Annotated in this window: 11 protein-coding genes; 7 read left to right on the top strand and 4 right to left on the bottom strand. The window is 57.4% G+C overall.

From position 1 onward, the window contains the following. The first annotated feature begins 163 nt into the window (after positions 1-163). A complete protein-coding gene (locus BY447_RS14165) occupies positions 164-1,447 on the top strand; it encodes a cystathionine gamma-synthase family protein (RefSeq protein WP_110331381.1) in 1,284 nt (427 codons plus the stop codon). Here BY447_RS14165 and cueO read toward each other — a convergent pair whose 3' ends face one another. Further along, complete coding sequence (gene cueO / locus BY447_RS14160) at positions 1,448-3,043, bottom strand: multicopper oxidase CueO (protein WP_110331380.1); 1,596 nt, start codon at positions 3,041-3,043, stop codon at positions 1,448-1,450. Between the two features lie 181 nt (positions 3,044-3,224). Here cueO and BY447_RS14155 point away from each other — a divergent pair, with 181 nt between their 5' ends. The 4 genes from BY447_RS14155 to BY447_RS14140 all read left to right on the top strand — a co-directional run bounded on the left by BY447_RS14155 (position 3,225) and on the right by BY447_RS14140 (position 6,842). After that, positions 3,225-3,572 carry a YacC family pilotin-like protein gene (locus tag BY447_RS14155; protein WP_003854673.1) on the top strand — a complete coding sequence of 116 codons (348 nt, stop codon included), beginning with the start codon at positions 3,225-3,227 and terminating at the stop codon, positions 3,570-3,572. Positions 3,573-3,674: 102 nt separating this feature from the next. Then, on the top strand, positions 3,675-4,538 hold the full coding sequence (gene speE / locus BY447_RS14150; protein ID WP_110331379.1) for a polyamine aminopropyltransferase: 864 nt from the start codon (positions 3,675-3,677) through the stop codon (positions 4,536-4,538). A 28-nt stretch (positions 4,539-4,566) separates the two neighbouring features. Beyond that, positions 4,567-5,376: an adenosylmethionine decarboxylase gene (gene speD, locus BY447_RS14145; protein WP_003854677.1), complete on the top strand. Its 810-nt coding sequence runs from the start codon at positions 4,567-4,569 to the stop codon at positions 5,374-5,376. A 173-nt stretch (positions 5,377-5,549) separates the two neighbouring features. Further along, entirely contained in the window at positions 5,550-6,842 is a 1,293-nt protein-coding gene (locus BY447_RS14140; protein ID WP_110331378.1) for a glycoside hydrolase family 28 protein, read from the top strand. A gap of 80 nt (positions 6,843-6,922) precedes the next feature. On the opposite strand, the gene BY447_RS14135 is transcribed toward BY447_RS14140, so the two are convergent. The 3 genes from BY447_RS14135 to dtnK are packed head-to-tail and all read right to left on the bottom strand — an operon-like array spanning position 6,923 to position 9,935. Further along, positions 6,923-7,687, bottom strand: coding sequence for a DeoR/GlpR family DNA-binding transcription regulator (locus BY447_RS14135; RefSeq protein ID WP_013356803.1), 765 nt, complete (start codon positions 7,685-7,687; stop codon positions 6,923-6,925). Between the two features lie 6 nt (positions 7,688-7,693). Then, the gene (locus BY447_RS14130; RefSeq protein WP_110331377.1) at positions 7,694-8,674 is read right to left on the bottom strand and encodes a D-threonate 4-phosphate dehydrogenase; all 981 of its coding nucleotides are present in this window, start codon (positions 8,672-8,674) and stop codon (positions 7,694-7,696) included. Further along, positions 8,667-9,935, bottom strand: a complete 1,269-nt coding sequence (gene dtnK / locus BY447_RS14125; RefSeq protein ID WP_110331376.1) for a D-threonate kinase — start codon at positions 9,933-9,935, stop codon at positions 8,667-8,669. Before dtnK ends, BY447_RS14130 begins: the two co-directional genes overlap by 8 nt. 187 nt (positions 9,936-10,122) lie before the next feature. On the opposite strand from dtnK, the gene BY447_RS14120 reads away from it, so the two are divergent. Together BY447_RS14120 and BY447_RS14115 are read left to right on the top strand one after the other, a co-directional pair. Further along, positions 10,123-11,271, top strand: a complete 1,149-nt coding sequence (locus BY447_RS14120; protein WP_110331375.1) for an iron-containing alcohol dehydrogenase — start codon at positions 10,123-10,125, stop codon at positions 11,269-11,271. Positions 11,272-11,282: 11 nt separating this feature from the next. Further along, a complete protein-coding gene (locus tag BY447_RS14115; RefSeq protein ID WP_110331374.1) occupies positions 11,283-12,167 on the top strand; it encodes a dihydrodipicolinate synthase family protein in 885 nt (294 codons plus the stop codon). Positions 12,168-12,178 lie beyond the last annotated feature (11 nt).

Raw genomic sequence — 12,178 nt, 5'->3', positions numbered from 1 at the left:
CCTGAGCAAACGATTACGTCGTGAAAATTATTCCCTGCTGCCGGCGGCTGGCTGAAATGCGCATTACCTTAGAACATTCTGGCATTTACCAGCATGATTCGCTGCGTGGTAGCCTTTATCCAACAGATCGTTACCCTACTCGCGCCGCTGGCCGGAGATCACAATGACTTCATCATCAAGCAAAAAGACGCATATCGGCGACAGGCCGCTGCACCCCGAAACCCAGATGCTGAACTATGGCTATGATCCCCGCCTCTCTGAAGGTGCGGTGAAGCCGCCGGTGTTTCTGACTTCAACCTTTGTTTTTAACAGCGCCGAAGAGGGACGGGACTTCTTTGATTATGTCTCAGGTCGTCGTGAGCCGCCGGAAGGTAAATCGGGTGGGCTGGTCTACTCCCGCTTTAACCATCCTAACAGCGAAATTGTTGAAGACCGGCTGGCGGTTTATGAGCAGGCGGAGAGCTGTTCGCTCTTCTCTTCCGGTATGGCCGCCATCTCCACGGCCCTGCTGACGTTTGCCCGCCCGGGCGAGGTGATCCTGCACTCGCAGCCCCTGTATGGCGGCACCGAAACGCTGCTCAGCAAAACGCTGCACAATCTGGATATTAAAGCGGTTGGTTTCAGCGACGGGAATGATGAAGTCAAAGTGCGTGAAGCCGCTCAGCAGGCGATGGCCCAGGGCCGGGTGGCGGTGATCCTGATTGAAACACCCGCAAATCCCACCAACAGCCTGGTCAATATCCGCCTGATGGCGCGCATCGCCGATGAGATTGACCAGCAGCAGGGTTCACGACCAATTATCGCCTGTGATAACACCCTGCTCGGCCCGCTGTTCCAGCAGCCGCTGACGCTGGGCGCGGATCTCTCGCTCTACTCGCTGACCAAATATGTGGGCGGTCACTCTGACCTGATTGCGGGCGCGGCGATGGGCAGTAAGGCGCTGATGGCGAAAGTACGCGCCCTGCGCAGCGCCATCGGTACGCAACTGGATCCGCACTCAAGCTGGATGCTCAGCCGCTCACTGGAAACATTATCGTTGCGGATGGAGAAAGCCTTTCACAATGCAGAAGCGGTCGCGGCGTTTCTGCGCGATCACCCGAAAGTGGCGAAGCTGCACTGGCTGCCCTATCTGGATGCGGAGAGCGCCGAAGGGAAAACGTATCGCGAACAGTGCAGCGGCGCAGGTTCGACCTTCTCGTTTGATATCGTCGGCGATCAGCCCGCTGCGTTCCGTTTTCTCAATGCGCTGTCGCTGTTTAAACAGGCGGTGAGCCTGGGTGGAACCGAGTCGCTGGCCAGCCATCCTGGCAGCACCACCCACTCCGGCGTGCCGCAGGCGGTGCGTCAGCGTATTGGTATCACGGACGCCACGGTGCGGCTGTCGATTGGCATCGAGAACGCCGGTGACCTGATTGAAGATATCAGGCTGGCGCTCGTTCAGGCGTAATCAGCTCACAGTAAAGCCCAGCATCATGCCGGTGTCTTCATGCTCCAGCAGATGACAGTGGGCCATGTAAGCGTGTTCGGCGGCGGCGACATAGTTGAAGCGCACCAGCACTTCACTGCGCCAGCCGTCGACATTCACCATATCTTTCCAGCCCTGCCGATGCGGGGCGGGCGGTTTGCCGTTCTCGGAGAGAATGCGGAACTGGGTGCCGTGAATATGGAACGGATGCAGCATGGCGTCACCTTCCCCTGAAATCGTCCACTTCTCATAATCACCCAGCTTCACCGCAAATGACGGCTTCGTCATATCAAAGGCCTGGCCGTTGATCTTATTGCCGTTGCGGAAATCGTAAACGGCGGGCTTCGCCATGCCGTGCATGCTGTGATCCATCCCTTCCATGTTTTCCATCGGCGGCATCGGCTCGTCAGCCGTTTTCTCCGGCATCGAATGATGACCGCCCTTGCCCATCGCTTTCTCGCCGTAGCGCTGCATTAATGCCTGCATTCCCTGCTGGTCCAGCTGCGGGTCCATCATCAGCTGCAGCCAGCGCGTCGTCAGTCCGTCGGTGGCGGGTAGCGCAGGCAGCGTTGCCAGCTTATCCGGCAGCGTGGCGCTGGCCATCACCCGCAGCGGCAGGATCTGTACCAGCGGCAGCGGCTGGTCAAACGGCGGCAGCGTCATGCCCATCTGTCCGGTCGGCAGCGTCACCAGATCAAACGCTTTACCGTCAGAAGTATCGATCATCACCTCGAAACGCTCGCCCGGCAGGATCGGCAGTGCGTCGAGCTTCACCGGCTCAGCCAGCAGGCCACCGTCGCTGGCGATCACATAAAGAGGGCGTTTATCACTGGCGGCAACGTGCAGCGAACGGGCATTACAGCCGTTCAGCAGACGCAGACGCAGCCAGCCGCGCGGCACCGCATGCTGCGGATACTGCACGCCGTTGGTGAGCATCATGTCGCCAAACCAGCCCACGGCCGCGCGCATCACGTCGAGCTGATAATCGATAAGGTGCCCATCTTTGGTCAGCTGTTTATCCTGGAAAATCAGTGGCACATCATCCACGCCCCACTGCGTGGGCAGGCGCAGCGTGCCGCTCTCCTTGTCTTCCAGCAGAATCAGTCCTGCGAGTCCCTGTGCGACCTGATGCCCGGTTTTGCCATGCAGATGCGGGTGATACCAGCAGGTTGCAGCGGGCTGGTCAGGGGTAAAAGAGACCTGACGCGAAGCACCAGGCGCAATCACGGCCTGCGGACCACCATCTACCGCGCCGGGGATTTCCAGCCCGTGCCAGTGCAGGGTAGTCGCTTCGCTGAGCCGGTTATGGATATTCACCGTCACCGGTTTGCCACTCTGCAACTTCAGCACCGGTCCCAGCAGGCTGCCGTTATACCCCCAGGTCGGCACGGCTTTGCCGTTCCACTGCGTGGTGCCCTGCATCGCGGTAAGGCTGTAGCTGCCCCTGGCATCCGCTTCCAGCAGTGACGGAATCGGCAGCAGCGGACGGGTGGCTGCCATCAGTGAACGGCTCCAGAGCGGCAAGGCTCCGGCTGCACTCAGTGCGGCGGTGAGTTTCAGGAAGTGGCGACGTTGCATGGTGATCATCCTTGTGGCATCAGAGCGCACAGCCTAAACCCTGACCTTATGGGAAGGTCAAGTGTTAGCCGTGAGAATCTGATGAAAAAAGGCGGTGCAGCGGCTCACAGCGCCAAATTAATCGAAAACCTGAGAATAACTGTGCTAACGTCATGAGTAATATCCATTGAAGAGAACGACTATGAAGCAAAGTATCAGGATCCTGCTGCTGACGGGACTCCTTGGCTTCTCCTCCACCAGTTTTGCCCTGAGCGAATCCGAAGCGGAAGATCTGGCCGATCTCACGGCGGTTTTCGTCTATCTGAAAAATGATTGTGGCTATCAGGATTTACCGGACGCACAGATTCGCAAAGCGCTGGTCTTTTTTGCTCAGCAGAACCGCTGGGATTTAAGCAACTACAGCAACTACAACATGAAAGCGCTGGGTGAAGACAGCTATCGCGATCTCAGCGGCATCGCCATCACCAACGACAAAAAGTGCAAGTCACTGGCCCGCGATTCACTGAGCCTGCTGGCCTACGTCAGGTAATTACTCTGCCCTCTGCTGCCGGACATTGACCGTGCAACCACGGTCAGTGTTAGCTATCATGTGCCGCCCATCTTCATGGCGATGTCATCAGAGGAGAGCACCATGGCCCATAATGAAACGTGGTATGAAACCCTTCATGCCGGTTTTGGCCAGTATTTCACGGTCGATAAAGAACTGTACCGTGAAAAGACTGCGCATCAGGATTTAATCATTTTCGAAAATGCCGCGATGGGCCGCGTAATGGCGCTGGACGGCGTGGTGCAGACCACCGAACGCGACGAATTTATCTATCATGAAATGATGACCCACGTTCCGCTGCTGGCGCACGGCGCGGCGAAGAGCGTCCTGATCATCGGCGGTGGTGACGGCGCCATGCTGCGTGAAGTGTCACGTCATCCGGAAATCGAAAAGATTACCATGGTGGAAATCGATGCAGGCGTGGTGACCTTTTGTCGCCAGTATCTGCCGAACCACAGCGCAGGCGCCTATGACGATCCGCGCTTTACGCTGGTGATCGATGACGGGGTTAACTTCGTTAATCAGACGCAGGAAAAATTCGATGTCATCATCTCCGACTGCACCGATCCGATTGGTCCGGGCGAGAGTCTGTTTACCTCCGAATTTTATGCCGGCTGCAAAGCGGCCCTTAATGAAAATGGCATCTTCGTGGCGCAGAATGGCGTCTGCTTCCTGCAGCAGGATGAGGCCGTAAACAGCCATCGCAAACTGGGCCATTACTTTGCGGATGTCAGTTTCTATCAGGCGGCGATTCCGACCTATTACGGCGGCATCATGACCTTTGCCTGGGCGAGTGATAATCCGGCGCTGCGCCAGCTCGATACCGCCACCCTGCAGGCGCGTTTCGAGGCTGCTGGCCTGACCTGCCGTTACTACACACCAGCGATCCATACCGGCAGCTTTGCCCTGCCACAATATCTGTTAAATGCGCTATGGGCCGCGTGCTGACAGTGCATTTTTAAGGGGGTGAACAAAATTGCAAAAGCTAAAACTACATGGCTTCAACAACCTGACGAAAAGCCTGAGTTTTTGTATTTACGATATCTGCTATGCAAATACTGAAGCTGAACGCGATGGTTATATCGCCTACATTGATGAACAATATAACGCTAATCGTCTGACGGAAATCCTGACCGAAACCTGCTCTATTATCGGGGCTAACGTGCTTAATATTGCGCGCCAGGATTATGAACCGCAGGGGGCCAGCGTCACGATTCTGGTAAGCGAAGAGCCGATCGATCCCAAAGATATCGATAATTCCGAACATCCCGGCCCGCTGCCCAATTCGGTGGTGGCGCATCTGGATAAAAGCCATATCTGTGTGCATACCTATCCGGAAAGCCATCCTGAAGGCGGGCTCTGCACCTTCCGCGCGGACATTGAAGTCTCAACCTGCGGCGTGATCTCACCGCTCAAGGCGCTGAACTACCTGATCCACCAGCTGGAGTCAGACATCGTTACCGTCGATTACCGGGTGCGCGGCTTTACCCGTGACGTGAAAGGGATGAAGCACTTTATCGATCACGAGATCAATTCGATTCAGAACTTCATGTCTGACGATATGAAAGCGATGTATGACATGGTGGATGTGAATGTCTATCAGGAGAACATCTTCCATACCAAGATGTTGCTGAAAGAGTTTGACCTGAAACACTACCTGTTTAACACCCGCCCGGAAGATCTCAGCCCGCAGGAGCACAAGCGTATTACTGACCTGCTGTGGAAAGAGATGCGTGAGATCTACTACGGCAGAAATATCCCCTCAGTGGGCCTGAAGACCCTCTGATGATCCGGCGCGCAGCGTGACACCCAAAAACCTGCGCGTCTCTTCCCGCTTATCCCTCCGACTTTTCATCACGGCAACTGCCGTAATTCCCTGATCGCCAGCAATAATTTGCCTGTCAGAGCGTGCTAATTTCAGCGCTGAACGCTCATTTCTCAACCACTACAGGCAAAAAAATGGCAAGAATTAACATTATTGATTTCGCTGCCGTCCCGGACGCCACCTCACTTTCCACTCAGGCAATACAGCGCGCGATTGATAGCGCATCAACAGGCGACACGGTACTGATCCCAGCGGGCCGCTTTCTGACCGGCGCGCTGTTTCTGAAAAGTGAGATGACGCTGGAGCTGGCGAAAGATGCCGTACTGCTCGGCAGCCAGCGGCTGGAGGACTACCCGGACATCCCTACGCGCGTGGCGGGCATTGATATGGTCTGGCCCGCGGCGATGCTTAACATCAATCACTGCCGCAACGTCACCGTCTGCGGCAGCGGCACGCTCGACGGACAGGGTGCCGTCTGGTGGCATAAATTCTGGGGCGACGACGAAAACAGCGGGATGCTGGCGGACTATACCCGTCGCGGCCTGCGCTGGGTGGTGGATTACGACTGCAGGCGTCCACGTAACGTAGTGGTTTACGAGAGCGAATGCGTGACGCTGGAGGACTTCACCTCACAGGATTCCGGCTTCTGGAACCTGCACGTCTGCTATTCGAAACAGGTGAATCTGCAGAGGCTACGTGTCATGAACGCCACCGGCCCCAGCACCGATGGAATTGATATTGATTCCAGCCAGTTAGTGCGTGTGGAGGGCTGTACGGTCTCCTGCAATGACGACAATATCTGCGTGAAATCGGGTCGCGGCGCGGAAGCACAGCAGCTCGGGAGAACCGCACGCGATATCATTATTCGCGACTGCACCCTGCTGAAAGGTTCGGGCATTACCCTGGGCAGCGAAACCTCTGGCGGTATTGAAAACGTCATCATCGAACATAACCGCTTTTCTGGAACCGGCGTCGGCTTTCGCATCAAGTCCGCCCGGAATCGCGGCGGCTGGATCAAAAACATCGTGGTTCGCCACCTGAAGATGGAGGATGTCTGTTATCCGTTTATGCTGCAGCTGAACTGGTTCCCGCAGTACAGCTACAGCGAACAGCCTGCCGATACCGAACAGCCTTCGCACTGGCGTAAGCTGGCGTCAGGCGTCACGGGTGATGCTGGCCTGACGCGGGTTGAGAATATCAGTATCAGTCATATCAGCAGCAGCCTGACTGAGGCTGCGGTGTTTTCCCGCGCCTTTTTTATTGAAGGCACGCCGGAAAATCCAATCGAACAGCTGAGTTTCAGCGACATCACGCTGCAGGCGCAGGAGTTTGGTAAAATAGCGGGCGTAACGAATCTGAGGTTTGAGCGGGTTACGTTAGACGCGCCGGCAATGACGCGCGAAGAGCATGACGCCTACGCACGTTAATGGCGATTGCAGAAGATAAACGCGCGGTGCTGCTCTCGCCCTGCTTTACGATAAGGTCAGAGAAGCACGGCGCGTTCAGTTCAGGCAGAGGTCAGCGCCAGCGTAATACCGCGCTCGCGCAGCGTGCGGCAGACATCCTCGTCTAACCGGCTGTCGGTCACTACATCGGTCAGATCATCCACCGGTGACGCGCAGAACAGCGACCAGGAGCCATATTTACTGCTGTCCGCCAGCAGAACCCGACGCGCCGCATTGGCCAGCAGGTCATGTTTCAGCCCCGCTTTCTCTTCAGTCGGCGTGGTAATACCGCGCTCAAGGCTCCAGGAGTTACAGCTGACAAACGCAATATCGGGATTGATGCTGCGCAGCAACCGCCGTCCATGCTCGCCCACACAGGACTGACTGGAGTCGTCGATCCGCCCGCCAATAATGGTCACTTCAATCTGCTTAAATTCTGACAGAAACAGCGCAATGTGCAGGTCGGCCGTAATGACCCGCAGCGGCAGATGCGTGAGCTGTCGCGCCAGCTCCAGCATGGTGGTTCCTGCATCCAGCACCACCGCATCGCCCGCCCGGACAAAGCTCGCGGCGCACTCGGCGATCGCCTGCTTCTCGGCCAGGTTCCGCTGCATTTTCTCCAGCGTAGTCGGCTGGGCAGGAATAAAACGATTCAGGGTGACGCCGCCATGACTGCGGCTGATCACGCCCTCTTTATCCAGCTTAATTAAATCACGTCGAATCGTGGCGGGTGAGGCGGAAATCGCACTGACCAGTTGCTCAACAGTCACCAGATTATGGCTTTTCAGGTAATCCATAATCTGGTCAAGACGGCTCTGTCCCTTCATATTTCCCTATGCGAGCTGCATCGCGAGTTTAATCGAGATCGCCATGCTGTCAGACTTCGCTTTACCTGTCCAGGCGATATCAAATGCCGTGCCGTGGTCAGCAGAGGTGCGGATAAACGGCAGGCCTGCGGTAATGTTCACGCCATCATAGAAGCCCAGCAGTTTAAGCGGGATGTGCCCCTGATCATGGTACATCGCCACCACCATGTCATAGCGTCCATCCTGGCACTGCAGAAACACCGTGTCCGGCGGGCAAGGCCCGGAGACATCAATCCCCTGCGCTTTCATCGCCTCAATCGCGGGGGCAACGGTGGTGATCTCCTCGTCGCCAAACAGCCCGTTCTCACCAGCGTGCGGATTAACACCCGCGACGGCGATACGCGGGGCGCTGTAGCCGACACGACGCAGGAAGGTATCCGCCATACCAATCACGGTTTTAATGCGTGTCTGGTTGAGCGTGTCGAGGAACTTACGCAGCGCAATATGGGTTGTGACATGAATGACTTTCAGCTTATCGGTATAGAGCACCATAGCGTAATCTTTGGTGTCAGTCAGGTGCGCCAGCAGTTCGGTGTGCCCCGGATAGAGATGGCCCGCCGCATGCATCGCCTCTTTATTCAGCGGCGCGGTGGCTATGGCATACACCTCACCGGCCAGTGCCAGTTCGGTGGCACGCTTTACGCAGCGCCATGCCAGATCCCCCGCCTCTTTCTGCACCACGCCAGGTTTCAGCGCGTCGGGATCGGCCAGCGGCTCATCGATCACATTGATAATGCCGGGCGCAAACCGTGCATCCTGTACCCGATCCAGCACCCGCAGCTCGGCCTGTGGCGTGATGTTCATCGCCATAATACGGCGCAGCGTACTGGCACAGCCAATCACCACGGCAGGAATGCCATTCAGCTCACCTTCACTGAGTGATTTGATAATGATTTCCGGGCTGATGCCCGCAGGATCGCCCATGGTGATCGCAATAATTTTACTCACTCGACTTCTCCTCAATAAAACTAATGGCTGCTACCAGAGTATTTTCATCACCAAAGCCACCCGCTTTGGTCATCACCGGCAGAGTAAATTCACTGTTAAGCAGAACCCCATGCGGCACACAGCCCGCCACCAGACCCTGAATTTTAAAGCCGCTGGCGCCGAGTGCCTGGGCGACGGCAATCGCCACATCGCCACCCGACAGATAGAGCGCATGCGGCAGCTGTGCCTGGCACAGACTCAGCGTCATTTCGCCCAGCAGCTGACAGATTGCCTCGCCCAGCTGCTGGCGCGTCACGCGGTGCTGCTGGCAGAGATCCTCGATCGCGTGTCGCTGCGATTCATGCTGGCAGGTGCGGATTACCGTATGGCGACCGGCGCGCAGTGCGGCAGCCGCCTGTTCAATCCAGCTATCCCGGCCACACCAGGCGGGCTGCTGAAACAGCTGACGAATATCAACATCCACGATTTCCACTGCCTGCTGGTTAAGCAGCGTGGCGATCTGCTGCTCTGCCTGACGACTCATCGATCCCACCACCGCCAGCACAGGCCGCGAAGGACAAGAAGGACGAACTGAGAGCGCAGCACCCAGCGCATCGCTTAATCCGGCGGCCCCGACCAGCAGAGGCTTCTCTGCCAGCCGCGCCGCAGCGGTAATGAGTCGCGCCAGGTCGGCCTCCGTTTCGGCATCTACCACCACCACGCCCTGCGCAGCCGCCAGCACGGCATCCAGCCGATCGCTGCGCAGCGTGGCGAGATCGATCTCCATGCCGTCGATCTGCATCTGATCGAGAATGCGGGCGCTGAGGATCGGGGTTTTGGGATCGCTGGCAAATTCGGTATCCGTCAGTAACTGCTGATTGACCCACACGCTGCCCTCACGTGTGGTGCGGCCCAGGCGTGGCACGGCCGGTGCCACCAGCGCCAGCCTTTTGCCGCTGGCGCGCAGTGCCGCCACCGTTTCAGCACCGACGTTGCCACGCAGCGTGGAGTCGATCTTTTTGAACAGCCAGCCCTGCTGAAACTGTGCCGCGTAATGCTGTACCACCTGCGTGATGCGCTCTGCCGCCTGACTGATGCTGACCGCCCGGCTGTCAGTACTGATTACCAGCACATCCGCCGCCTCGTCGGGCTGCGGCACGGCGGTGCCGAACAGCACATCTACACGGGCGCCGGCCTGTGCCAGTCCACTACCTGCATCGTTGGCACCGGTAAAGTCATCGGCAATGACCAGCACCGGGGTTTTCCATACTGATGAGCCCATCCTCACTCCTGTCAGGCTATTGCCGCTGTATTTGATTATATTCAATCATGATTGATTATATGTGAGCAAGTTCAAATTAATCGAAATCGATATGCCTTATAAAATTAGCCACAGAGAGTGACTGACTTCGCATTGCGCTGAGCAAAATTAATCATCTGCTCAGTCATGACAGAAAAAAGGGTATGAAATGAACATTAACAGCACGGTAATTAGCGGTTATCAGGCGTTAAACGACATGCGCTATCTGCTGAGGGGCGTAACGACAGCGATAGTGGTGACTGACCGGAACATTGAAGCGATTCCGGCGGTTCAGGCGCTGATGGGGCAACTCCGGGATCAGATTCCGCGTATCAGCGTGGTCAACAGCGTGCCGCCCGAGCCGAGCCAGCATGATGTGGCCGCGATTATAGAAACGCTCTCGCAGCGCCAGGCCGACATGGTGATTGGCATCGGCGGTGGCAGCGTACTGGATGTGGCGAAGCTGCTCTCGGTGCTGTGCATCGACGGAGCACCGTCGCTGGACGCCCTGCTGGCAGGCGAAAAACCGCAGCGTCGCACCCGTTCAATGCTCATCCCGACCACTGCTGGCACCGGTTCTGAAGCGACGCCGAATGCGATTCTGGCGATCCCGGAGAAAGAGACCAAAGTCGGCATTATTTCACCGGTGATGCTGCCCGATGTGGTAGCGCTGGTGCCGGAACTCACCACCAGCATGCCGCCGCACATCGCCTCGTCTACCGGCATTGATGCCCTGTGTCACCTGATTGAGTGCTTCACCGCCAACGTGGCTAACCCGGTCAGCGACAACTATGCGCTGATTGGGATGAAAAAGCTGTTCGCGAATCTCGAAACCACGCTGCGCGAGCCGGAGAATCTGCAGGCACGGCTGGAGATGCTCTGGGCCTCTTATTATGGCGGCGCATCGATTGCCCATGCCGGGACGCATCTGGTGCATGCGATGTCCTATCCGCTTGGCGGCAAATATCACCTGCCACACGGCGTTGCCAACGCCATTCTGCTGGCCCCCTGCATGCGCTTTGTCCGTCCGGCCGCGGTGAGCAAATTCGCTCAGGCCTATGACCTGCTGCCCGACGCCGACGTCCGTTTAAGCGATGAAGAGAAATCACACGCGCTGGTCGACTACTTCACCGCGCTGGTTGCACGGCTGCAGTTGCCTGCCAGCCTGGAAGCACTGGGCATCGGCCCGAATCACCTGCCTTATTTAGTGGAAGCGGCGCTCGACGTGCAGCGCCTGATGAAAAACGTGCCGATGGCGGTCACCGCCGACGATGTGCGCGCCGTCTACCTGACGCTGTTCCCTTCCTGCCAGGCGTAATGAGGATTGTCATGAATAAGAAAATCAACGGCGTACTGACCGCCATCGTCACCACCTTTGACCGTGAAGGTGCCTTTGATCCGATGAAACAGCGTGAGCAGGTCAGACGCCAGATCAACGCCGGAAACGGCATCTTCTGTGGCGGCACCAATGGCGAGTTCTTTGTGCTGAACGAGCAGGAGAAGATCGCCGTCACCACCACCTGCGTCGATGAGATCAACGGCCGCGCGCCTGTCGTGGCGCACATCGGCGAAATTTCGACCCGCGAAACGATCCGGCTCGGCAAACAGATTGCCCGCCTGGGCGTGGATGCCGTCTCAGCGATCACGCCGTGGTTTGTGCCGCTGAAACAGCAGGAGCTGATCGACCACTATCAGCGCGTAGCGGACGCGCTGACGGTGCCGCTATTTCTCTACAACATCCCGGCGCGAACCGGCAATACCCTGCAGCCAGAGACCGTTCGTACGCTGGCCGCGCACCCGAACATCATCGGTATTAAAGACTCCGCAGGCAGCTATGAAAGTCTGAGCGGATTTCTGCAGGCCACCGCCGACTGTGAGGGCTTTGATGTGCTGAACGGCCCTGACTCGCTGATTCATCAGGGATTTGTCGATGGCTGCTCCGCCTCCATTTCCGGGCTGGCAAACGTGGCACCGGAAGCGATTAACGCCATCTGGGCGCGCTTCAGTGCCGGTGACATTGCCGGTTCGCATCAGGCACAGGAGAACGTCACCGGTCTGCGCACCGCGCTGTACAGCATCGGGTTCTCTCCGGCCGCTGTGAAAAAAGCGGTCAGCCTGCAGGGCTTTGAGGTGGGTGAAAGCCGCTATGCGGTGCAGTTCAGCGCCGACGAGCAGCAGCAGATCCGTCAAATCGTGAACCACTACCTGCAATAACGTCCATCGCC

The organism is Pantoea sp. JKS000250 (genome assembly GCF_003201065.1).
GTDB lineage: Bacteria > Pseudomonadota > Gammaproteobacteria > Enterobacterales > Enterobacteriaceae > Pantoea > Pantoea vagans.
This window is presented reverse-complemented; position numbering and strand designations above follow the sequence as displayed.